Here is a 22,786-nt window from a genome sequence, read left to right as displayed (position 1 = left end):
GCCAATTGCGTAGACATCAGTGGCCCGCCTGCAGATGGCGGACTCTGATCAGCCCCGCGGACACTGGATGGATGTGGCGTGGCCCATTGCCAGATCAACGCGGCCAATCATGGAGACAACCATGCCAAGAGCATCGAGCATCGCCCAAGCCAGGGCAGACAAGCGGGAAGGGAAGGCGCCGACCACCCAGGCCGGTCATTTTGTTCGCGACGAAATCGAGGCCGTGCGAAAGGGCAAGCACGGCGTGCGCTCGGCAAAGCAAGCGATAGCGATCGGCTTATCGGAGGCGCGCCGCGCTGGCGTCGATGTGCCGCCGAAGAAGGGCGCGGCCCAGGCTAAAACGAAGTCCACAGAGGCCAAGTCCGCGCCGCGGCGGGCAAGTTCGGAAAGCACGTCCAGGCGCGCCCAGGCCGCGCTCAAGGCACTCAAGCGCGAGAGCACGGCCGGGGCGTCTTCCAAGGCGCTGTCTGCCCAGGCCAGGAGCGCGGCAAGCAAGCGTACCGCGGCCGACCGTTCAGCTGCCGCGAAAAAGGCCGCGAGCACCAAGGGCGCCGCCGGCCGATCCGAGGCAGCCCGCAAGGCCGCTCGCACGCGCGCGGCAAAAAAGGAATCCGCTCGCTAGGGATCGCCCGTTACTGCGACTTGCGTCGCAGTAACGAACGCGTGGGCCAAGTGGCGGTGACCAACAGGTCAGGCCGTCTTCAGCAAGCCGCAGCCTGAGGCGACGTCAAAGCACAATAGGCGGGTTTGGCAGCGGCCAAAGGTCCTTGAGAGACGACCAGCCCGGTCGCTGCGATCCGTGCGCAGTACGCGGCCTCGCCTGAGACCATGCGAGCACAGTACGCGGCGTCCGCCGAGCTGCCCATGCGAGCACAGTACGCGGCGTCCAGCCGATCGGCCATGCGCGCGCAATAGGCTGCATTCTTTTCCTTTGCCATGCGCGCGCAATAGGCGGCATTCCCTTTCTGTGCCATGCGCGCACAATATGCGGCGTCGTCGGCTGCGGCGCGCGCGCAGTAAGCCGCTGAGGTGAGCGGGCTGCCGAACTCGCGCATGTTCAGCGCATCGCTCGTCGCCGCCATTGCCATCAGGCGGCTTTCGTCTTCGGGGCCATCGATGCCAACGTAGGGATCGTGATGCAGGATATAGCCGAAGATCTGCACGCAGTCATCGGCATAGCGCCGGGTATCCAGGATATGCGCATGCCAGAATGCGTCGACCAGTTCGCTGGGCACCGCCGGCGTCTCCGGATACTTCGCTGCCAGCTTCAGGAACTGACGGTAGCCGCGCTCGGCCTGCTCCAGCGATTCCTGTGTCCAGTCCTGATGCTTCTGGTGCATCAGCTTGGCCTTCATCCTTGAAAAATCGAGCGCGTCGATGGCTTCCCACATGGTTTGCACAGTACGGTCTTGCATGATTCAGTTTCCTCTTTTTTTGGCTGATTTTGGACTGCCTGAAATGCCACTGCACAATGCACGCGTGACCGACAGCGGTCATGCGCGCATCGGTTGCTGGTCCCGTTCGAAAGCGGGGCCATTCTCCATGCGGCTGGCGAGGAAGGCAGTGACCTTCGCCAGCGGCAGCGGATGGCTGAAGTAGTAGCCCTGCACTTCGTCGCAGCCTTCGCGACGCAGGAATTCGAGCTGGGCCTCGGTTTCCACCCCTTCGGCGACGACCTCGAGGCCGAGGCGGTGGCCGAGCCCGATCACCGCGCTGGTGATCTGTGTGTCGCTGCGGCTTTCCGGTACGTAACGGACGAAGCTGCGATCGATCTTGACCGTATCGATCGGGAAGCGGCTCAGGTAAGCGAGCGAGGAATAGCCGGTGCCGAAGTCATCGATCGCCAGCCGCACGCCGGTGCGCTTGAGGCGGGACAGCCAGTTCGAAGCCTGTTCGGCATCGCGCATGATCATGCTTTCGGTCAGTTCCAGCTCCAGCAGGTTGCCCGGCAGCCCCGCCTGGCGCAGGGCATCGATGATGGTCAGCCTGAGCGACTTGTCGGCGAACTGCCGGGCGGAAAGGTTGACCGAAACCCGCACTGGCGGCAGCCCCTGGGCGCGCCATGCGGCATTCTGGCGACACGCTTCGCGCAGCGCCCACGCACCGATCTCGACGATGGCGCCGCTTTGCTCCGCGAAGGGGATGAAATCTCCGGGCATGACCAGGCCAAGCTCCGGATGGCGCCAGCGTATCAATGCCTCGACCGCGGTGCAGGCACCCGATGCGAGCGCAATGCGCGGCTGGTAATAGAGAACGAATTCGTCCTGCTCAAGCGCACGGTGCAGGTGCGACTCCATGTCGATGCGCCGCTGCAGCGAGGTGCTCATGCCGCGGGTGTAGAACTGATAGCCGTTCTTGCCAAGCTGCTTGGCACCGTACATGGCCAGGTCGGCATGCTTGAGCAACGTCTGCCAGTCGTTGCCGTCTTCGGGGAACGAGCTGATGCCGATGCTTGCGGTCATCCGCATTTCGGAATCGTTGACGACAAAGCCGGGCGCCAGCACTGCCTGTATCCTGGCGAGGGTCTGGCCCAGGATCATCGAGTCGCCCTTGGGGTCCAGCAGCACGACGAATTCATCACCGCCGAAGCGGGTGATCAGCTCCACATCGGGCAAGCCCACGCGCAGCCGGTCGGCCATTTCCCGCAGCACCGTATCCCCTGCGTTGTGGCCGATCGTGTCATTCACCACCTTGAATTCATCCAGGTCGACAAAGATCACGTGCAGGGCCTGCCCGTCGGCGCGCGCACGGGTCAGCGCTTTCTCGAACTCGGCCTTGAACATCAGTCTGTTCGGCAGCCCGGTGAGGGCGTCGTGATTGGCAATGAAGCGCAGGTTCTCCTCGGCCTGGCGCCTCAGCAGGAAGTGCCCGGTCTGGCTGGCGATGCCGCCGGCCATCGCCAGCGCATGCGCATCGGGGCTGCGCTTGACGCGGGAATAGAGCTCGACAACGCCAAGCGTCACGTGTCCCCTGCTCAGCGGGAAGGCGAACACCGTGCGCAGGCCGCCGGTGGCGAGCCAGCCGGCCAATGCATGGCGCGACATGCCAAGGTGGCCCGCATACCACTGCGGCGCCTGCAGGGCCGCAGCGCCAGCCGGCAGGGCGGGGCGCGCGGCGAGCCAGGGTTCGAGCGCCTTGACGCGGCTCTGGCACACCTGTGGCAGCTTCGGGCCATGACTGTCGTCGGCTGGCCAGAAGGCACCGGCTTCCCAGTCCATGTCTTCGAGCAGCGTGTGAACGATCTCCTCGAGCACCTCGGCTTCACTGGTCGCGGTGGCCAGATGCAGGGTGATCTGATGCTCTTGTGCCCGGGCTCGTTCGGCAGACTTGCGCTGGCTGATATCCTGCGCAGTGCCGCGCAAGACGGTGCTGTTCACGCCCGCTCCGTGCGCGTGGCCGATCAGATGCAACCAACCCCTGCGTCCGCGTTGGGAACGGTAGGGGCATTCGAACTCGAACGGTTGCCGGTCACGCAAGGCTGCCTCCATCTTCTCCCGCAGCACCGCGCGATGACTGTCCTCGACTGCCTGGAACAGCGCCTCCGGTGTCGGCTTGGGGCCGCGCCAGCCGAGCAGTCTTGCCATCTCCCGCGAAAAGTAAGCGATGTTCGCGCCCAGGTCGATGCGCCAGTCGCCCAGGTGGGCAATTTGCTGCGCCTCGGCCAGCGCTGCCTGGCTCTCGCGCAGGCTGTGCGTCATCTCCTCGGCGGTGGCGACGGCGCGCGCTCGCGAACTCGACAGCGCGTAGGCCAGCCAGCCCAGCAGCACGCTGATGATCAGGCCCGAAGCCACCACGAGCATTGGCAGATAGCGCTGGGGACCGCTTATCGCGTTCGAGTCGGCAGCGAAGTCGATCACCCAGCGCCGTCCGCCGAAGTTCCGCACCACGCTCTTGGTCAGGTCCTGCTGGCTGGCGTCCGGTTCTGCTGGCCCGTCCGCCGCCGCACCGGGCCTGGCGCGGTCGTCCGCGGTCCGGGTGCGTCCGCGCTTGGCCAGCCCGGTCAGGCTGTCATAAAGGAGGTTGCCCGCGGACAGCGAGGCGGCTGGCTCGGCGAAGTCCCCGGCGTCATAGACGCGAAACCGGATCCGGCGCAGGTTGTCGTTGCTGACCAGATCCTTGAGCAAACCGTCCACCCGAATGCCTGCGCCGACCGAGCCAACATAGGCATGCCGGCGCGCTTCAACGGAGTCCAGGTTCGGCACCTTGCGGTACACCGGCAGGCGCAGGGCGATGCCGACATGCGGGTTCGTTGCCTCGCTGAAAATCAGGCGGCCGCTGCTGACCGATTGCCCGGTATCGCGCGCGCGCTCGAGCGCCGCCAGGCGGCGCGGCTCGGCCCCCATATCGATGCCGATCGACGCCAGGTTGAGGTCGAGCGGTTCGACATAGGTGAGCACGAAGTGGCCGGGCCGCTTGCCAGGCGGGCGGACGCTGAAGGTCACGCCAGCTTCGCGCAGGATTGGATCGATGCGCTGCCGGGCGACGAAGGCGTCGATCTCGGACGCCGGCACATAGGGCGCGTAGTTGAGGGTTTGAAAACCAGGGTAGCGCTGCGCCAGGTTCAGGCCGCTGACGAAATCCCGAAACTCGCTGCGCGTGACGTGGTCGCTGGCGCCGAACAGCGCCTGCATCGTGACCAGCACGTCCGTATAGAGCCGGATCCGCGTGTCGAACTGCTGGACGACGTCGCCGGTATCGTTTTCGAAACGCAGCCGGACATCCCTTTCCAGCAAATCGGTACAGAACGCATAGACGACAGCGGTCGTCAGCGCTCCAAGTAGCACCGTGCCCGCCGTGATGGTGCGCGACCCCAGGCGGCCAAGCGGCCCCCGCATGCGCGCAAGCGTCTGGCGCAAGATTGTTTCCCCCGGATGCCGACGACGACCATTGCGGCCATTGCCGACGACTGATACGAAAAATGGACTTTGTCCGATCCTTCTATGCGAACCGGTAGTTCTAAATGTCTTAACAATCTATAGCATGTAGAGCTTGACGGGCGTCAAAATTTGCTAGGTAAACACCCTCCTTAAGTGGGGTGTCAAAAAGAGGGCTTTCGGATGCCGACATGCAGCGTGGCGGGTGGCGGCACGCTCGGACAGGGGTTCGCACAAGGAAGGCGCTGCGAGCTGGCCAGACCGGGAGGCCGGACGGTGCCCTACCCATAGCGTCGGGTCACATCCCGGATACTCGGATAGATCTGGCTGCGCCAGGCAGGCCCGGAGAACAAATCGTAGTGATTACAGCGGGAGGCCGTGACCCGCCGCTTGTCGCCGCGGGAGATGCCGCGGCACAGATCATGCGCCGCGTGGGTCTGACCGCACCCGGAAATGTCGTCCAGGCCACCTTCAATGGTCAGCAGCGCTGTGTTTGTGATGTCCTGCGGCCGCACGTGCTGGCCCTGTACTTCCCAGGTGCCGCGGGCTAACTGGAATTCCTGGAATACGGAATGAATGGTGTCCAGGTAGAAGTCCGCAGCAAGGTCGAGCACCGCGTTATAGTCAAGCAGCGTTTGCCAGTTCGCCGACTTCCGGCCACCTTCCCCACAAAGCAGTTTTACATAGGATTCCCGATACAGGTCCCATAGCGTAGTGACCTGCGTGGCGCCGAGGGCGGCAATCTGCACAAAACCAGGACAGACCCGCCGTCCTGCGCCTGCATACGGTTTTGGTACGACGTGCACCAGATTGCGCCGAAACCACTGAAGAGAATAGCTTGAGGCAAAACGTCCGATGGCGGTCGGATTCCGACGTGCGTCGACCGGGCCGCCAAGTAAAGTCAGGCTCCTCGGTGTTGGCTCGCCGTGACTAGCCAGGAGCGCGACGGCGCCCAGCACCGGAACAGTCGCCTGGCATATCGCCATGACATGCAGCGGCCCGGCGTCGATCTCGCGGATGAAGCGACGGATGTGAACAACGTAGTCGTCCAGATGGAACAAGCCAGCGGACACGGGAACGTGGCGAGCATCCCTCCAATCCGTGACATAGACGATGTGTTCCTGTAGCAGCGATTGCACGACATCGCGAAGCAAGACGGCGTGATGGCCCGCAAGCGGAGCGCAGACGAGGACGATGGGCATTGCCTGCTGCTTGGCGTGGGACTCAAGCCTTGCCGCCTCGAAGCGTCTCAGGTGGCAAAAAGGACTTTCCGAGACAAGGCGCTCCAGCACGGGAACGGCAACGCCGTCACAATCAATGGCTGTGATGCCAAACGCGGGCGGGTCGCTCGCCGTGTTGCGACATAGCAGCTCTTTCCAGCGGCACGCAAAGTCTTGTGCGCCGGGAACATAGGCAAAGGAGTTGAACGGGCTGCGTAGCGCGGAGATCGACTGATCGGCCCACGCCGCGATCATTGCACGTTGGTACTCCACCATCGAATACAGCATGTCGACTCCGCGCAAGCCAATTATCGAGGGAGATGAGCGCCTCTCCAGTTTGCGAGAGACTGCACGCGGCCCGCCAGCTCCCGGCCTGCCCGCAGGGCAGTCGATCCAACTGTCCAGCGAGCGAGCGAGCAATCAGGCGTACAGGCGTACCCGTTTCTGCGGTCATGTGGTGCACGGCGCAGGCAAGTGGCTTCAGCGATCACGGCCTCGGCAACGCCCTCTCTAGAGTCTAGAACCTTGTCGGCAACGAGTCTCCGGAGATTGGAACCTTGTCGAGCAAGGCTCACTTGCGGCACCTGCAGCGGACCCCGCACGCGGCCGGGAATGATCTTGATCCAGGACGCAGCGAGCACTACGGCACGCGAAGGCGAAAGCGTTCGGTCGCGGCAGGCGGAGCCGGTCCTATTGCTTTCAGACTGCCTCTTACCGTATGCGGCGTACGGCGTGAAGCATGGAATGCCCCCGACTTGTCAGGCGGGGATAGACATTGCCGCTGTCATGGCCATGTTCCATCGTGACCAGCTTGTGCTCCAGCAAGCTGTCCAGTTGCTCCGGCTCGAGGTCGTGAATTTCCGGCGCATCGCCGAGGAGAAGCAGTGCTGCAATTTCGTGTGGACTTAGCATGTCGGCCTCCTTTGTCGGGTGTCAAAAGGGAACTGCGACTGCTGGTCCGTGGAGCTTGTTCCACGGAAGTAGAGGGGAACCGCGATGAGTGGGTCGGTGCAAGGACGCGCTGGGGGCGCACACCGAGCGTCGAAGATTAACACTTTTGTCACAGGAAGCAAGGAAAGGTTGTGTTGCGGCGCAGCGGTGCCAGGCAAGCGCGCCGCAGCGGTTATACTCCGCGCTCCACAACAAACGGGTAATCAACATGGTCGCAGCAACCAAAGCAACGCCGCAGACGAACGCAGTTACCAACAAGAAGCCCGCCGCAAAAAAGCTGGCGGTCCCGGCAAAAAAGGCCAGCGTGCTCGCACGTGAGGCCCAGGCAGCGAAGAAGCGCTTGCTGAAGCTGCGTGCCGACACAAAGAAGGCAATCGAAGCGGCAAAGCGTGAGGTCGCGCAGGCAACGGAAGCGGCAAGGTCCGCAGCCCGTTTCGAGAAGCAAGCCGCAAAGGACAAGCTCGCGGCAAAGAAGGCAAAGGCCGCGGGCGCCAGGAAGGCGACCGGCAAGGCTGCCGCCACGAAGGCGGCCCCAAGCAAGGCAGCGGCCGGCAAGAAGACCTTGCCGAAAGCTGCATCGAAGAAGGCCGCAGTGAAAGCCGTGACGAAGACGCGCACGCCGGCAAGGAAAGTGGTTCGGACCGTCGCGGCACCCGCAGCGTCGGCGTAATCTTTCCCCGGCTGGTATGGTACCTCGCCTGCCGGTCGATTGACGGAAGCACAGGGCGCACAGCTCGCGCCCTGCCTGAAGCGCTGCTGAACCGTGATCGACCCCACTGGCTTTAGCAAATCAGGGCCGGCCAGGATCTACCGTATATTCCGCCGGGGTCATGATTGACGAGGCACAGAATTATTAGTCCCTCGAGCACAGGATTTATGCAACACACCGACGACTCGTCTCTGGCGCAGGACATCCCTGCAATTCACGAGCCCAGACTTTGGCGAGACAAGGGCTGGACTGCCCGCATTATCAAGAACGAGGATGGCGACGGCTGGGCCGTCGAGATGATCCGCGAAGGCTGCGCCGAGCCAGCGCTTGTCGGTCCCTGGACCATGGGTCGAAACAAGGTCGATCCGAAGCCGCTCGATGCCACGGCCCACCAGACGCTGGTCAAGACTGCCTCGGAAGTTATCCGGCGGCATGAGCAGCAAATGCACGCTCAACTCAACAAGCAGTGCCGCATCGACACCGATTCCGGAACGTTGACCGTCAAGCTTGTCGTTACGCCCGATGAATTCGAACCCTTCGGCACGCTCACGGCCGAGGATCCCTTCGGTGAAGTGATCGCAACCGTCAAGGTGCCTCCCGACTTCCGCCTGACGCGCGACAGCGCCGCCCGGTGGGCAGCCGATGGGTTTGCCAGGATCCGCTGATGCGCACGCAAGCGGCGGCACGTGCACCATAGGCATTGATGTTCTCGACGGATTCTCCTTGAGATGGATCAGGCGGCGTGGGCTGCTTCGGCGCGCGCAGTCAGGAACGCAAGTCCGGCGGCTCGGCTGAGCCGCCGGCGGCACTTCTCAACATCCTTCCCGCAGCCAGGAAAATTGCACTATTCTCGCGGGCAAGGACGACTCCAAGCCATCCGGGAGCTGAGCTGTTTTCCCAGACGCATCAGGAGAGTCCGGCTGACACGCGGCCTGAAGATGTGGCTTTGCGAGCAGTTCAGCTCCTCGCCGGCAGTCTGGCAAGGATCGAATTTCCAGTCTTTCGCTTCGCCTCCGACGATGCCGGCCGCTTCCGATCACGATGGCCCCGAGGACAACCACCGGACCCTGCTGTATTTCGGTTGGCTGACACTGTTTGTCCATCTGGCGACGCCGGCCGGCTACCTGATTGATATCCAGGCGTCGTACCTGCTCAAGAATCAGTTGCACGCGACGGCGACGGAGATTTCGACATTCCGGCTGGTTACCGGAATACCGGTGTACATTGCCTTTGCCTTTGGACTCGCGCGCGATCATTGGAATCCGCTGGGATTGCGAGACCGCGGCTTCTTCCTGATTTTCGCTCCCATCACCGCGGCGGCATTCATCTGGATGGCGTTTGCCGGCATCTCATACACGGGACTGGTGGTCGGGATGCTGCTGGCAATGCTGTCGTCCCGATTTACGGCCGCGGCCTATCAGGGGTTGATCGCGCTGGTGGGCCAGGAAAAGCTGATGTCCGGGCGCCTGAGCGCTCTGTCTAACGTGGTCAGCTCGGTTCCCGTCGTAGCGGGAGCGTTCGCTTCCGGATACGTGTCCGATCATCTTGCCCCGCAGGAGGCCTTCTTGCTGGTGGCGCTGGTCACTTTACTGATTGCGGTGTTCGGGCTCTGGAATCCCGCCTCCGTCTTCGGCCAAACGTACGAGAAGCCCCAGGCCAGGGGCGCGGATTTTGTTGGCAATGTCAGGCGGCTGGTGAAGCATAAGGCCGTCTATCCGGCGCTGCTTATCTGCTTTCTGTGGAACTTCGCGCCAGGGTCGGCTACACCGCTGCAGTTCTACCTGGCCGATGAACTGCATGCATCGGATTCCGTCTACTCGTACTACAACGGGATCTTCGCCGCCGCGTTCATCCCGACATTCTTGCTGTATGGCGTGCTATGCAAGAAGGTAGCGCTGAACAAGCTGCTGTGGTGGGGCACGATCGTCGCCGTGCCGCAGATGGTGCCGCTGGCGTTTATTCGCTCGGCGGATCTTGCGCTGGTATTGGCGGCACCGATAGGGCTGATGGGCGGGCTGGCCACGGCAGCGTACTTCGATCTTGCGATGCGGTCCTGTCCACCAGGCCTGCAAGGAACCTTGATGATGCTGGTCGATGGTGTGCTCGCGCTCTCGGCGCGTGCCGGCGATCTGTTGGGCTCATGGATCTATCACAGCGGCGCCGCGCACGGCTTTACGCTGTGCGTGATCGCTACGACCGTGGTGTACGCACTGATCCTTCCCTTGATCCCGCTGGCGCCGAAAGCATTGATCGGGACCAGGGACGGCGAAGCAAATCCGGAGGCTGCGGCCGACGTCAACGGCTAGCCGCAACGCATGGATTAGCGGAAGGGTGTCAATGTCCCGCCCCCCGGATCGAATCCGGGGAAAAATACGCTTCGCCAAACTGGGGGCTGCCGTTCAGGCGCACCGGCTTCCCTTCATTGGTCAGCCGGTCCGCCAGATAGGACCCGGCAGTGAGGTCGTGGTAGAACGCCACCGCCGGGTAATAGCGCCGCACATCGTAGGCGTAAAGCGACGATTGCATATTGGTACGCCACAGCTGGCCGCGGGCATCGTAGTTGTCGGCAAGCACTGCCATCCAGGTGTCTTCATCCAGGTACAGGACACGCTTCGCGTACTGATGCCGGAACCCTTGCTTCAGCCTGGCTTCGAGCACCCAGACGCGGTGCAGTTCGTATCGGATCAGCTCCGGGGCCGCATGGTTGGGGCCCAGCAGCTCGGCATACTTGGCGCCGGGATCGACCAGCTTGTAGTTGTGGTAGGGAATGTAGATCTCCCGCTTGCCGACAATCTTCCAGTCGTAGCGTTCGCCAGAGCCATTGAACAGGCGATCGTCGTCCACCGTACGGAAGCCGCCCGGACCCAGCGGCTGGTCGAAGCCGAACTCGGGTGCCTGCCGCACCCGGCGCGTGCCGGGATTGTATTGCCAGGTTCTGGCCGTATCCGAACCTTCGCGATCCCAAAAATTGTGAGAGACGATGATATTGCCGCGTTCGCGCAAAGGCAGTTCGGTTTCCACGCGGGCGAAGGTCCGGTTGATCAGCGGCGAGCCTTTTTCAAATGCGGTGCCGTTGACCGGTGACCAGATGTCATATTTCCACTTGCCCCATGCGATCTTGCCGTCGCGATACACGACCGCCTGGTCGTAGACGGCCGACTCTTCGGCAATGGCCGAAGAAAAGCGAAGATTCCACATCAGCTCCAGCCCGCTCCTGGGGACAGGAAACGGCGCGGTGGGCGGATAGTCCTTGAGGCCGTTCGCATCCGCCGTCAGCTGCGTTCGGGGGGCGTGGTGCTGGATCGCCTTGTAGACGGCATCGCCATAGCGGAAATCGCGATGACTCGGATAGATCGCCATCCTGTATGTCGTCGGGTACAGCTTGAACATGGCGAGCTGCCCGTCGCTCAGGTGAGCACGGTACTGGTCCATGTTCTGGGCAGTGATCGTCGCCAGCGGTGGTTCCGAAGCGTAGGGATCAGGATAGGCATCGCCCGGCCTGAAATTCAGGCCCGCGGGCGCTGACTGCCATTTTCCGCTCCACGCGGGGATGCTGCCGTCCTTGTTGGCCGACCGCTCGGCACCCATGGGCGTGAGCGGGCCGTCCAGCCGCCTGACTTCGTCGGGCGTCATCGCGGCAAGGGAAGGTGCGTTCAGTTGCGAGGCGGCTAGTACCGCACCGGCAATCGTGCCCAGCAGCAAGGCCTTGCTCTTCATTGTGTCTCCTCCGGTTTCGATGGTGTGTTGGCCGTGCGCCAGCTTCGGGAAGACGGGCTGGCTTGGGGCCGTCTGCGATCAGGTATTGGGCGGCTCGGCGATACGCAGCACCAGCTTGCCTGGCGCCTTGCCCGACTGGACCAGGTCGAGTGCGCGTCCCGCCTGTTCCAGCGGCAGGCTTTCGATGCGAGGCGGCTGCAAGCGCTCGCTTGCGATCAGCGACGCGATCTCGCGCAGCCGCGCGCCGCTGGGCATCTTGCTGTACGCCACGGCGGTGCGCAGGCCGCGCCGCGCGGCTTCGGCCGGATCGGGCCCGTTGTCGCCATTGACGAGTGTCAGGATGGCGACAAGGATGCCGCCGGGCCTGAGCAGGTCCATGCCGTTCGGCAGGGTGCCGCAGCCAACGGCGTCCAGGACCAGGTCGACGCCAGCCGGCGCCCACGCCTGCATGGCGGCAGCGATGTCGCCGCGGTAGTCGATTGCAAGGCCGCAGCCGAGCGCCATCAGTTCGTCGCGGCGAGCGGCACTGCAGGTGGCAGCGACCGTTGCGCCGGCTGCCGTTGCCAGTTGCACAGCGAACGTGCCCACCGCACCGGCACCGCCATGCACCAGCACCGTCTGACCAGGCCTGAGGCCGCCTTCGTCGAAGAGTCCCGTCCAGGCCGCCAGCGCCGGCGTCGGGACGGCGGCGGCTTCGGCAAATCCCAGGTTGTCGGGGATCGGGACCACGCAATCCCGGGAGACTGAAACGTACTCGGCATAGGCGCCCCATTTGCCTGCGCCAACCTCGGTTTGCGCGAACACGCGCTGGCCCGGGACGAAATCCTTGACGCCAGTGCCCATGGCTGCCACGACGCCGCTGGCATCGAAGCCGATCACGAACGGGAAGCGGTATGGCATGAAGCGACTCAGATAGCCTTCGCGGCATTTCCAGTCCGCTGGATTCACGCCGGCGCAAGCGACGCGGATCAGGATTTCGCCGGGAGCGGGTTCCGGCCTCGGGACGTCCGCAAGCCTGAGTACGTCGGGTCCGCCGGTACGGTCAATGACGACAGCGCGCATGCTTTTCTCCATCGGTTTACCTCGCGGACAGTGCATCGTGGTTCAAGCCCGGGTGTGCCCACGGCGGGATCTCGGGCGGGGGCAGGGTGCCCTGGCCATCGAGCGTGCGGACGTTGAGCCCGTGCGCCAGGGGGAAGTGCAGGCTATGGGCGATGTGGCCGGTGCGCAGGCGGGCTGGAACGCTGCAGAGTGCAAGCGCCGTTTCCACCAGGTACTCCACCGGCTCGGTTGGATAGCCGTCGGGGATATAGCGCTCGCTGCCGGGCGTGCGGATCGCCGTGCTCGGGGCTACGGAGTTGACCGCGATATTGTCAGGCTCCAGTTCCGCGGCGAGGCCTTCGGTGAATCGGTTGATCGCAGCCTTGACCGCGGCATACGCCGTGACACCGCCGGCGCGGTCAAAGTCTGAATACGGGCGTGAGGGCGGCAGCGCGGTGACCGAGCCCAGGTTCAGGATCCATCCCGCGCCGCGTGTGCGCATCAGCGGGATCGCCGCACGGCTGAGCATGAAGGGAATGCGCAGGTAGTGCTCGACCGTCTTGTCGAAGACTTCCAGCGGCATCGACTCGACGCGGCTGTATTCCGCCATGCCGGCATTGTTGACCAGGATATCGAGACCGCCCGCTGCGCTTGCTGCCAGTGCCACGAGGTTGTCGCGTTGCGCGGGATCCTCCAGGTCCGCCGCCAGTGCCATGGCCTGGCCCCCTTGTCGCCTGATCTGGCCAACTGTCTCGGCCAGCGTCTCGGGCTCGTCCTCTGAATGGCCTGCGCGGCGGGCCGTGACAACCACCAGCGCACCCTCCGCCGCGAAGCGCTGCGCGATGGCGCGGCCGATGCCGCGGCTGGCGCCGGTCACCAGCGCAATCTTTCCCGTCAGTTTCCCGTGTGCGGTCATGGCGCGTATTCCTCGCTGCGGTTGTGGTTGGCAATCAGGCTGGTTGCGAGCGGGCAGAAGGCATGGGAGATCGCCTGGACTGTCCATTCGGGAAACTCGGGGTCGAACCATCGGTCGACTCGGCCCCAATGGAAGGGATGCATCAGGTATTCGCCCAGAAGGTCTTCCGCGCTGGCGAACTCCTGCTGCCAGACGTGGGTCCATGTGTTGGGCGACAAGACGCGGGCGAGCCGCCAGTTGAGGATGCCGGGCATGTAATCAGGCATGCGCAGCAGGTCCTGCTCAAGGCCGCGGACCTGCCAGTCTGGTGCTTCGGACCGGACCCGGAACATCAGCGTGCGCCAGATTCCCTGGCGCAAACGAGGGGCCCGCAGTCCGACCGAGATCGGGCTATAGGCGACGCGATCCACCTCGGCCATGCCGTTCAGCGCGGCAGCCAGGCCGGCGTCGTGCGGGGGCGGGCAGGCTGGCATCGGGTCGAATTGCAGGTCGAGCGTGTAGTCCCCGGCTCCCCAGCTTCCCGCCAGGTTCCGGCCGATCGCAACCTGGCGCAGGCCTGGCAGGGTTTCGATCCTGGCAAGCAGTGCCTGCTCCTGTGTACGCGTCCCCGTGCAGAGGCCGGAGTGAATCCTTATCTGCGCTGTCTCATGCCGCATTGCATTGCTCCTCGCGCCGGGACAGGCCATGTGTCGCATCGGCCATCACATGGCGGCGGCGGGTATCACACAGCGTGTTGACTGTTGACCAGAAGGCGAGGGCCGGGGCGTCGATGCTGGCGCGCATGGTGTAGTAGGCCGGCGCATCCGCCACTTGCCACAGCAGCCACAACGTATTGGGTGCATCTTCCAGCGCGACGGGTGGCGAAACCCAGCGCTCCAGCAGCGCCAGGCCCCTCGCGGCGGCGCCGGGCAGGTACTGGCTTTCCAGCAGGTCCAGCACGGTGGGCAGATGCCCGGGCGGGAGCACGATTTCATCGAGTATGTGGATCATGGCTGTGTCTCGCGCGGTGCGGGCAGGGTGCAGCAACGCTGCGATGTCGGCGACGGCGTCGGCGAGTGGCGATCGGAATGCACGTTCATGGGTTGTCCCGTATGGGCATGGCGTTCAAGGCATGGCAACCTCCATGGCCCGAGAGCCGTGCGCAAAGAGCCGTGCGCAATTTGCGGCGCGGGTGGAAGTGCCGGGATGATTATGTGAGGTCCGGCCGCACGCCATCCCTACCCGGACGATCAACAATCGCTACCGAAGCAATCAGGACGAGCAACCATGAATGCCTACATTGCGGGGAATCCCGTGCCTGTTCCGCACGGCATGGTGCAGCGTTTGCTGGACGAACTGAAGCGGCAGGGTGTCGAGGTGCCGCCTGCCGCCGGCGCATCCGCGCATGCGCCGCCCGCGCAGTTCACCACGCTTTATCGCGCCGCGATCGAGCAGCTGGAAGCCCTGGTCGCCAAAGGCAACGGCCACCCTCCCATGCGCAAGCAGGAAGTGGACTTGCTGTGCCGTTGCGTGTTGAGCAGCCAGACGCTAAGGGAGGCGATTGCCTGCGCGGCCGACTTCTGCGCAATGCTGTACCCGCGCGCCGGTTCGCTCAGCCTCGTGCAAAGCGAAGGCCGGGCGAGGTTCCTGATGGATTCACTGCGGCGTGCCAAGAGCTCCGCGGCCTGCCTGGTGGACCTGACCGGGCTCTTTTTCTACATGCTCCTGTTCGGCTGGCTGATTGGCCAGCCGGTACGGCCGACCCACGTCTACCTGGCACATCCCCGGCGCGAGGACGCCATGCCTTTCCTTGGCTTGTTCCATGCCGCTGTGACGTCCGGCGCCCAGACCTACGGGTTTGAATTCGATGCGGTGTTGCTCGACCGGCCGGTCGTGCGCCAGGCAGCGGAGCTCGATGCCTTCCTGGAAGACTTTCCTTACCGGCTGATCGGTGCGCCGGTCGAGGTCGTATCTCTGAGCCAGCAGGTGCGCGGCATCCTGCATGCCGCGCTGGTACACGGCGCGCGGCTGCCGACGCTCGCTGAACTGGCGGTACGCTTTGATGTGAGCGAACCGACGCTGCGCCGCCGCCTCGCTGCCGACGGCAGCAGTTACCGGATACTGCGCGAGCGCAGCCTGCAGGAGTACGCCGAACAATGCCTGGGTACGACCAACTGGCCGATCGGCAGGATCGCGGAGCAGCTTGGCTTTGCCAGCGAGGAAGCGTTTCGCCGGGCGTTTCAGCGCTGGACCGGGCATGCGCCGACGTGGTTCAGGCGGGAAAGCAGGGGGTGAGGCGCAGGGAGTTCGTGCAGCGCTGTGGAAGCCACCGCAAGAAGCGGCGCGCTGCCGGCGCCCGACAACGCGCCGCGGCTGGCGACCGATGCCCCTGAACAAGGCTGTCTGGAGGCGGCTCGTGCTGCCCGCACGGGTTGCACTTGCCACACCCGCTCCCATCGTTCAGACCGGGCAATACAGGCTGATTCGACTTTGAAACAGCTGCCGGGCCGTGTGCTTCGGCTGGCCATCACTGCCGGCCCTCAGTGCCTGACAACATCAGGCATCCTGCGTCAGCCAGCCGGGCCCGGCCATCGGCATTCATCACCGGCTCTGGCAGCGACGTGGCGCCCGGAAACGGCGCTGGTTGCGGAGGAGTGCTGGTCCGGGGCGCAGCCGCAGCGGCTGGCGCCTTGAACGCTTGCATTGTGGCTGCGGACCGTTGTCATCTCTGCGGGAGCAGGCGCATAGCAAAAGAGGCGGCGCTTTGATGGCCCCGATGTTTCATTTTCTAAGCATCCTTTCGGCGGAGTCATCTGACGCTCATGCTTTCGCGGTTTCGCGCGGAAATGCTCCGCTTTCTTGAGATCGGATTGCTGCTGCCCGGGGCGTGCGCCTGAGCCCGCAACAGTGGCCTCCATGGTCCGCAAAGCCTTACGGATAAAGGCTTTGCGGAATTCGCAAGCTCCCGTCGACGTGGCCCGTGCATCGGGCTATCGTGCATCCGGGCATCCTTTTCCGACCCAGTCCTGACGAATTCCGATTGCCCTGCAGGCGTCGTGCCGCATACCCCAAACGCTCGTCCATAGGGGCGATTTTTCTTTCCAATTCCGCCATCTAGATTGAACGCATCGTTGGCGCTAGCGCAAGCCATCGTATTTCAACGTGGCTACAAGAAGCCGGGAAAAAGGGGGTTATCCATGAAACGCATCCACATGAGGCTGGCCGCCGTGCCGCTTGCCTGTCTGATCGTCACAGTCGCAGGTTGCGGGGGAGGCGGCGGTGACTCGGCGCCTGCCAGTGCCACGTCCGCCGCGACCGCGCCAGGCAACACAGAACCGGCCACGTCCACGACAACCACAACGACAGATGCCTCCGCCATGCTGTCCGGGACCAGTGATCCGGGTCCCGATATCGGCAAGGACGGGGACTTCTACCTCAATACTTCGACCTGGATGCTCTTCGGGCCCAAGGCAAACGGCGTTTGGCCAGCAGGGGTGTCGATCGCAGGGCCGGCGGGCGGGACCGGCTCCCAGGGCAACACCGGCAGCGGCGGCAATACGGGCCTGGCCGGTAGCACCATCCTGTCCGGCTCGGGCGATCCGACCGACGGCGTCGGCAACAACGGCGACTACTACATCAACACCACCACCTCGACGCTGTTCGGGCCCAAGGCGGATGGCACCTGGCCGCCGGGCGTCCCGTTGGGTGCCGGCGGCGGCTCGTCGGGACCTGGTGGCGGCACCGTCCTGACGGGCGCGGGCGCTCCGGACAACAGCGTCGGAAACAATGGCGACTACTACCTTGATACCAGCACCTGGACGCTGTACGGGCCCAAGGCCAATGACCAGTGGCCGCAGGGGGTTTCGCTGGCCGGCCAGTCCGGTGGCACGGGTGGCACGGGCGGGACTGGCGGTACAGGTGGGGGCACCGTCGGCAATGGCGGTCACATCCTGTACGGCAGCGGTGCGCCGGCCGACAGCCTCGGTGTCGATGGCGACTTCTATTTCGATACCTCGACTTCGACGCTGTATGGGCCGAAGCAGGACGGCAAGTGGCCAACTTCCGGCGTGACGATGACCACAGGGACCGTCTACAACGGCAACTTCAACGTGCCGGATACGCTCAGCCGCGGCCACTATGCCATGACCGGCTCGGGTGGTGCGGTGCCTTTGCCGTCGGATTTCGGTGTCGTGATTCCCTACGACTGCAGCCAGGTCAAGCTGACTGCAAGCACGCTCGGCAAGGTGCGCGGATCGCTGGACATCTCGGTGTACAAGGTGACAGGAGCGGGCGCTGCGGTGAGCCTGGCGGAGGTCGGCAGCCTGAGCTGCAAGGTGACCAACGGTCTGCAGAACTGCAACAGTGAGCTGGCCTCCGGAACCATTCTCCACAATGACAAGCTGCAGGTCCAGGTGGACAACAACCAGGCCACCGAATGGGGCGGGCTTGCCGTCAACCTCGCGTGCGTCAAGTAAGCTGGCTGGATAAGGCGCGTCCCGTGGCCGGGCAGGCTGATTTGCCCGGCCACGTGGAGGTCGCCTGTCTCTCCAACTCTTGGCCGCTCTTGACAGTCATGCGGCCGCAACCAGCGGCCGTGCTGGCTTAGTCAGCCGTAATGTTGTTTGCCTTCACCACATCGCCCCACATCTTGTAGTGAGTGCGGGTCAGGGTTGCGAGCTGCTCCGGCGTGCCGCCGCCGGGCTCGTCGCCGCGGTCGACGATGCTCTTGACGACGGCCGGGTCCTTCAGCGCCGTATTCAGCGCGCCGTTGGCCTTCTTGACGATGTCAGGGCTCAGGCCCGGCGGCCCGTACAAGCCGATGAACGAGATGATGGTGAAGTCCTTGATGCCGCTCTCGGTGGCCGTCGGCACATCCGGAATCATGGCCACGCGCTTGGGTCCGGTGACCATCAGCGGGCGCAGCTGGCCAGACTTGATGAAGGGCGCGACCACCGAGGTCGCATCGAACATCGCATCCAGGCGTCCGGCCATCAGGTCGACCATCGCCGGGCTGCTGCCCTTGTAAGGCACATGGTTCATCTTCGGGCCGCCCATGCGCTCGCGCAGCAGCTCCATCGTGACATGCGGCAGCGCGCCGGTGCCGCCCGAGCCATAGTCGACGGTCTTGCCCGACTTGTCCCGCGCCTTCACCTCCTCGACGAACTGAGCGTAGGTCTTGATGGGCGAACTGGCAGGCACCACGAGGACCAGCGGAGATTGCAGCAGCACGCCGATCGGCGTCAGCTTCTGCGGGTCGACGATGCCGAGCTTGGTGTAGACGTGCGGCATGATCGTCATCGAGCCGTTGCCTACCAGCAGCTTGTTGCCGTCCGGCGCCGCGCGCATTACCTCTATGGAGGCGATATTGCCGTTCACGCCGGCCTTGTTGTCGATGACGAACGGCTGGCCGAGCGAACTCTGCAGGCCGTTAAGCAGCGCACGTCCGGCGAAGTCGGTCTGGCCGCCGGGGGGGAAGCCGACCAGCAGGGTTACCGGCTTGGTCGGCCAGCTGGTCTGCGCCCAGGCGGCAGTCGCCGTCAGCGCGCCAAGACCGAGCGCAGCGATGCCCAGGATCAGCGCTGAACGGCGCGAGTTCACGGGCGATTTCTTGGTGATTGTCATGACAGGTCTCCCTTTATGTTTTGACAGGGCCGCAGCCCCATGGCGCTTCAGGCCATCTTTTCCATCGCTTCCCACATCCCGTTGATATAGACCGCACCGAGTGCCCGGTCATAGAGGCCGTATCCCGGCTTGCCCGTCTCGCCCCAGATCATGCGGCCGTGGTCGGGGCGGAAATAGCCCTGAAAGCCGACGTCGTGGTACGCCTTGACGATCGCTGCGATATCCAGTGATCCGCAGCTCGACAGGTGGGCGGTTTCCTCGAAGTCCCCTTCGGGAGTGATCTTGACGTTGCGGATATGGGCGAAATGGATGCGTCCCATGCCGCCGAACTCGCGCACCAGCGCCTCGACGTTGTTCTGTGGGCCCGCGCCAAGCGAGCCCGAGCACAGCGTCAGGCCGTTTGCCGGCGTGTCGACGATGCCGAGGATGCGTGCCAGGTCGTCGCGGTTCTTGACGATGCGCGGCAGTCCGAAGATGGGGCGCGGCGGATCGTCCGGATGGATGGCCATCTTGATTCCGCACTCCTGCGCCACGGGAATGACCGCGCGCAGGAAATACTCCAGATGCTCCCAGAGCCTGGCTTCGTCGATGCCGCGGTATTCGGCCAGCAGCGACTGCAGCTCCCCTGGCTGGTAGCTGGAATCCCAGCCGGGCAGGGCGATGCCCTGGCTGACGTCGATCTGCTCGACCTCCCGGGTGCTGAAGGCCAGGCAGGTCGAGCCGTCATCGAGTTTTTTCGCCAGTTCCGTACGGGTCCAGTCGAACACCGGCATGAAGTTGTAGCAGATGACTTCGATGCCCGCGGCGGCCAGGTTCCTGATGTTCTGCTGGTAATTGGCGATCAACTGGTCGCGCGTCGGCTTGCCGAGCTTGATGTCCTCATGGACGGGGACCGACTCCACCACCGTGAACCGCAAGCCCGCCGCCTCGATGGTGGCTTTGAGCGTCAGGATCTTGTCCAGCGGCCATACCTCGCCGACGGGTTCGTCGTAGATGGCCGAGACGATATGGGTCATGCCCGGAACCTGCCGGATGTATTCGAGCGGGATCGGGTCGGACGTGCCAAACCAGCGGAACGACATTTTCATGGGTGGAGCTTCCTTCGGGGCGGACGCCTGAGTATGTGGTCAACCAGAACAGGTTTCGTGGTTCACCAATTATGAATCGGTTGCCCAGTTTTGCCGTCATGGTTTACCATGGGATATATCAGGCACCGCCCGGCCATGCCACGTGCGAACTGCTGGCGGCGGCCGATCCAGCCGAAACCCGGGGCTGTGCCGTCAAGCGGTACGTCTTTGTGGCAGGTGGTCTACCGGTGATGACGCTGGGCCGCCTCCGCCTTCCTGCGATGCGACATTCCACCAGCGAACTTGCAACACCTCCTGCAGTCGATCACCCACCTGCCGCCAGCGACCGGTCCTACCTGGGCCTCGCCAGCCAGGTGCACGCGCTGATCGCATCCGGAGAGTTCTCCGCTGGCATGCGGCTGCCGTCCGAACGCACCCTGGCCGAGCGGTTCAGCGTCAGCCGTACCCTGGTGCGCGAGGCGATCATCGCGCTGGAGGTCCAGGGCCTGGTCGAAGTGCGCGGCGGCTCGGGGATCTACGTCTGCGCGCAGACGCCAGCGCCCGGTCCCGAGCCGTTCGAACTGACCTGGAGGCCGGGGCCTATCGAAACGCTGCGCGCCAGGGTGTTGATCGAATCGGAAGTCGCCGGCCTGGCAGCCAGCGAACGCAAGGACAGCGACCTTGACCGCATGTTCTCGGCCCTGAGCCTCATGCGCGAGCACATGGACGACAAGCAGGCCAACGAGGCGGCGGACCGCCAGTTCCACCTGTGCCTTGCCGAATCGACCGGCAACAGGGTCCTGTTGCATATGGTCACCGCACTATGGGACAGCGGGCGCAGCGACCCCCTGTGGGGCAAGATCGAGGACCACTTCCATACCACCGGGCTGCGGCTGGCATCGCAGGAAGACCATCAGCGGATCTTCGCGGCGGTGATGGGCCGCGACGGGACGGCGGCGCGGGCGGCAATGCGCACCCACCTGGAGAGGGTAATCAGCGAGTTCACCCAGGCGTGGCGTTGACGGACAAGTCCGTGAACCTATGAAATCCAGTGCAGCGCTGCGCAAAGCCGCGCCGCATTAAACGCCGGCCCCCTTTTTTCGACTCCCCACCCGATGCGGTGACGCTCGCACAGGCCGGCTTTCCGATCATGCGCTACACGTCCAAGGACGGACAAAACAGAAATAAAGCCACTCTTGATGCTGCAACAGGCGTAGAGTGAGGGGCACACCACCAACCCGCGGAGGCTGTCATGGATGTTTATCCAGCTGCGACTTACAAGGGATATGACGTCTATCCCCTGGTGTTCAGGCATGCGGCCGCGCGGGTTTGGCCGGAGCCCAGGCCCGACCGCTCGTTCGATGCGGCCGTGGTGATCTGCCTGGCCGGCGAATCGCCCGAAAGCGAGCAGGCGCGCACGTTCCGCCTGGATGCCACGCCCTGGGACAATGTGGGCGGCGCGCGCCGCGGCGCACTGCGCTATGCCGAGGACATCATCAACGGCACGGTGCCGGGGGTGTCGCTGGTCACGGTGCGATAGCAATAACTCTCCCCATCAACGCGGCTCGATGCCGCCTGGCGCCAGCGTGCGCGACAGCTCCGTCAGCCAGCAGGGAATTCGTTCATGGACATGCGTTCGGGATCATCCGGTTTTCTGTGCACGTTGCCCGGCGAGGGCAAGGGCATCACCTACCACGTCGCGGTCTGCTTCATCGATGCGCAGCGGCCCACCGGCGTGCTCTTCACCAGCTTTGTCGGGGCCGGGCGGCGCGCCTTTGCCGTGCTGGCCGAAGCCGATGCATTGCCGGACCAGCTTGGCACCAGCGGCGAAGCGCTGTGCCGGCTGGCCATCGGCCAGGTGGTGCGCGACAATCTGCATGACAAGGCGCGCGAGGGCGACTATGTGCTGGACCTCGGCGCCGTGCCGTGGGACGGCGAGCTGAGGCCGGTTGGCAGCGGCGTCCGGACCGGACGGCCGCATGTACGCGTGGTGGGCTGAGGCGGCGCTCAAAGGGGCGCGCGCCCCCAGGCCGTTCGTGCCGGCACGCGGCAGCGCGGCGGGACTTCGGTCAGATCTTGAATACCGGGGCGCCGTGGCGCTCCAGCAGTGCTTCGATCAGCGCCATGTCGGCGATTTCGGGGGTACGGTCCTCCACCGCGCGCGACGGGCCGCAATAGGTCGCGGTCACATGGCGCCTGACCGTCAGTACGCCGGCGGTCGGCGGCGCGATCTGTACCTCCTGCCACGGTGCGTGCCGGTAAGTGCCTGCCTGCCAGCCTTCCGGCGTCAGGTGCAGGGCTTCCCATTCTTCGATGGTCGACATGGTCGGTTCTCCTGTGCGATGAAATGACGTGTTGCGGGATGGCATGCGTCGGTGCGGCGCATGCCATGGCGAAAGACGCGGCCTACGACTTGTGTCGATAGTTGATGCGTCCCTTGGTCAGGTCGTACGGCGACATTTCCAGCGTGACGCGGTCCCCGGCCAGTACGCGAATGCGGTTCTTCTTCAGGCGGCCGGACGAATAGGCCCAGACCTCGAACCCGTTTTCCAGCACGACGCGGAAGCGGTTGTCCGGCAGGACCTCGGATACCTTGCCGCCAAATTCCACCAGTTCTTCTTTTGCCAAAGCGGCTCCTTGCGAGAGCGGCGCCGGGATGGCGCACGCTGTTGTGACGGCCTGTGGGCCGG

The 22,786-nt window shown here is 64.3% G+C and carries 22 protein-coding genes; 9 read left to right on the top strand and 13 right to left on the bottom strand.

Annotated features, from left to right (window positions below; genetic code table 11):
• Positions 1-121 precede the first annotated feature (121 nt).
• Positions 122-622, top strand: coding sequence for a DUF6496 domain-containing protein (locus tag J8I82_RS04625; RefSeq protein WP_209755027.1), 501 nt, complete (start codon positions 122-124; stop codon positions 620-622).
• Positions 623-701: 79 nt separating this feature from the next.
• Here the strand turns inward: J8I82_RS04625 and J8I82_RS04620 are convergent, their stop codons facing one another.
• The 4 genes from J8I82_RS04620 to J8I82_RS04605 form a co-directional block, all read right to left on the bottom strand.
• Positions 702-1,415 carry a glycine-rich domain-containing protein gene (locus J8I82_RS04620; RefSeq protein ID WP_209754819.1) on the bottom strand — a complete coding sequence of 238 codons (714 nt, stop codon included), beginning with the start codon at positions 1,413-1,415 and terminating at the stop codon, positions 702-704.
• Between the two features lie 78 nt (positions 1,416-1,493).
• Positions 1,494-4,856, bottom strand: a complete 3,363-nt coding sequence (locus J8I82_RS04615) for a bifunctional diguanylate cyclase/phosphodiesterase (protein WP_245179391.1) — start codon at positions 4,854-4,856, stop codon at positions 1,494-1,496.
• Positions 4,857-5,155: 299 nt separating this feature from the next.
• The gene (gene phaZ, locus J8I82_RS04610; protein ID WP_209754817.1) at positions 5,156-6,382 is read right to left on the bottom strand and encodes a polyhydroxyalkanoate depolymerase; all 1,227 of its coding nucleotides are present in this window, start codon (positions 6,380-6,382) and stop codon (positions 5,156-5,158) included.
• 423 nt (positions 6,383-6,805) lie between these two features.
• Complete coding sequence (locus J8I82_RS04605) at positions 6,806-7,006, bottom strand: hypothetical protein (RefSeq protein WP_209754815.1); 201 nt, start codon at positions 7,004-7,006, stop codon at positions 6,806-6,808.
• A gap of 247 nt (positions 7,007-7,253) precedes the next feature.
• Between J8I82_RS04605 and J8I82_RS04600 the strand changes: the two genes are divergently transcribed.
• The 3 genes from J8I82_RS04600 (at position 7,254) to J8I82_RS04590 (ending at position 10,060) form a co-directional block, all read left to right on the top strand.
• Positions 7,254-7,715 carry a fumarate hydratase gene (locus J8I82_RS04600; RefSeq protein WP_209754813.1) on the top strand — a complete coding sequence of 154 codons (462 nt, stop codon included), beginning with the start codon at positions 7,254-7,256 and terminating at the stop codon, positions 7,713-7,715.
• 206 nt (positions 7,716-7,921) lie between these two features.
• Positions 7,922-8,419 (top strand): hypothetical protein, encoded by a 498-nt coding sequence (locus tag J8I82_RS04595; protein ID WP_209754811.1) that lies wholly within the window; start codon positions 7,922-7,924, stop codon positions 8,417-8,419.
• 354 nt (positions 8,420-8,773) lie between these two features.
• Positions 8,774-10,060 (top strand): MFS transporter, encoded by a 1,287-nt coding sequence (locus J8I82_RS04590; RefSeq protein WP_209754809.1) that lies wholly within the window; start codon positions 8,774-8,776, stop codon positions 10,058-10,060.
• 28 nt (positions 10,061-10,088) lie between these two features.
• Here the strand turns inward: J8I82_RS04590 and J8I82_RS04585 are convergent, their stop codons facing one another.
• The 5 genes from J8I82_RS04585 to J8I82_RS04565 all read right to left on the bottom strand — a co-directional run bounded on the left by J8I82_RS04585 (position 10,089) and on the right by J8I82_RS04565 (position 14,418).
• The gene (locus J8I82_RS04585; protein WP_209754808.1) at positions 10,089-11,471 is read right to left on the bottom strand and encodes a DUF1329 domain-containing protein; all 1,383 of its coding nucleotides are present in this window, start codon (positions 11,469-11,471) and stop codon (positions 10,089-10,091) included.
• A gap of 78 nt (positions 11,472-11,549) precedes the next feature.
• Complete coding sequence (locus J8I82_RS04580) at positions 11,550-12,533, bottom strand: NADP-dependent oxidoreductase (RefSeq protein WP_209754806.1); 984 nt, start codon at positions 12,531-12,533, stop codon at positions 11,550-11,552.
• A gap of 16 nt (positions 12,534-12,549) precedes the next feature.
• Positions 12,550-13,428: an SDR family NAD(P)-dependent oxidoreductase gene (locus J8I82_RS04575; RefSeq protein ID WP_209754804.1), complete on the bottom strand. Its 879-nt coding sequence runs from the start codon at positions 13,426-13,428 to the stop codon at positions 12,550-12,552.
• On the bottom strand, positions 13,425-14,084 hold the full coding sequence (locus J8I82_RS04570) for a Dabb family protein (RefSeq protein WP_209754802.1): 660 nt from the start codon (positions 14,082-14,084) through the stop codon (positions 13,425-13,427). Before J8I82_RS04570 ends, J8I82_RS04575 begins: the two co-directional genes overlap by 4 nt.
• Positions 14,074-14,418, bottom strand: coding sequence for a hypothetical protein (locus tag J8I82_RS04565; RefSeq protein WP_209754800.1), 345 nt, complete (start codon positions 14,416-14,418; stop codon positions 14,074-14,076). Before J8I82_RS04565 ends, J8I82_RS04570 begins: the two co-directional genes overlap by 11 nt.
• Positions 14,419-14,694: 276 nt before the next feature.
• On the opposite strand from J8I82_RS04565, the gene J8I82_RS04560 reads away from it, so the two are divergent.
• Positions 14,695-15,702, top strand: a complete 1,008-nt coding sequence (locus J8I82_RS04560; protein WP_245179390.1) for an AraC family transcriptional regulator — start codon at positions 14,695-14,697, stop codon at positions 15,700-15,702.
• 902 nt (positions 15,703-16,604) lie between these two features.
• Entirely contained in the window at positions 16,605-17,882 is a 1,278-nt protein-coding gene (locus J8I82_RS04555; RefSeq protein WP_209754798.1) for a hypothetical protein, read from the top strand.
• 127 nt (positions 17,883-18,009) lie between these two features.
• Here the strand turns inward: J8I82_RS04555 and J8I82_RS04550 are convergent, their stop codons facing one another.
• Together J8I82_RS04550 and uxuA are read right to left on the bottom strand one after the other, a co-directional pair.
• Positions 18,010-19,029: a Bug family tripartite tricarboxylate transporter substrate binding protein gene (locus J8I82_RS04550; RefSeq protein WP_209754796.1), complete on the bottom strand. Its 1,020-nt coding sequence runs from the start codon at positions 19,027-19,029 to the stop codon at positions 18,010-18,012.
• Between the two features lie 47 nt (positions 19,030-19,076).
• Positions 19,077-20,117: a mannonate dehydratase gene (gene uxuA, locus J8I82_RS04545; protein ID WP_209754794.1), complete on the bottom strand. Its 1,041-nt coding sequence runs from the start codon at positions 20,115-20,117 to the stop codon at positions 19,077-19,079.
• A 260-nt stretch (positions 20,118-20,377) separates the two neighbouring features.
• Here uxuA and J8I82_RS04540 point away from each other — a divergent pair, with 260 nt between their 5' ends.
• The 3 genes from J8I82_RS04540 (at position 20,378) to J8I82_RS04530 (ending at position 22,095) form a co-directional block, all read left to right on the top strand.
• A complete protein-coding gene (locus J8I82_RS04540) occupies positions 20,378-21,118 on the top strand; it encodes a FadR/GntR family transcriptional regulator (RefSeq protein ID WP_209754792.1) in 741 nt (246 codons plus the stop codon).
• Between the two features lie 230 nt (positions 21,119-21,348).
• A complete protein-coding gene (locus tag J8I82_RS04535) occupies positions 21,349-21,636 on the top strand; it encodes a hypothetical protein (RefSeq protein ID WP_209754791.1) in 288 nt (95 codons plus the stop codon).
• Positions 21,637-21,720: 84 nt separating this feature from the next.
• Positions 21,721-22,095 carry a hypothetical protein gene (locus J8I82_RS04530; RefSeq protein WP_209754789.1) on the top strand — a complete coding sequence of 125 codons (375 nt, stop codon included), beginning with the start codon at positions 21,721-21,723 and terminating at the stop codon, positions 22,093-22,095.
• 70 nt (positions 22,096-22,165) lie between these two features.
• On the opposite strand, the gene J8I82_RS04525 is transcribed toward J8I82_RS04530, so the two are convergent.
• Positions 22,166-22,420 (bottom strand): translation initiation factor 1, encoded by a 255-nt coding sequence (locus tag J8I82_RS04525; protein ID WP_209754787.1) that lies wholly within the window; start codon positions 22,418-22,420, stop codon positions 22,166-22,168.
• A gap of 82 nt (positions 22,421-22,502) precedes the next feature.
• Positions 22,503-22,724, bottom strand: coding sequence for a translation initiation factor IF-1 (gene infA, locus J8I82_RS04520; RefSeq protein WP_133094266.1), 222 nt, complete (start codon positions 22,722-22,724; stop codon positions 22,503-22,505).
• Positions 22,725-22,786: the final 62 nt, after the last annotated feature.

The sequence above is a fragment of the Cupriavidus consociatus genome (assembly GCF_017814975.1).
Taxonomy (GTDB): domain Bacteria; phylum Pseudomonadota; class Gammaproteobacteria; order Burkholderiales; family Burkholderiaceae; genus Cupriavidus; species Cupriavidus consociatus.
This window is presented reverse-complemented; position numbering and strand designations above follow the sequence as displayed.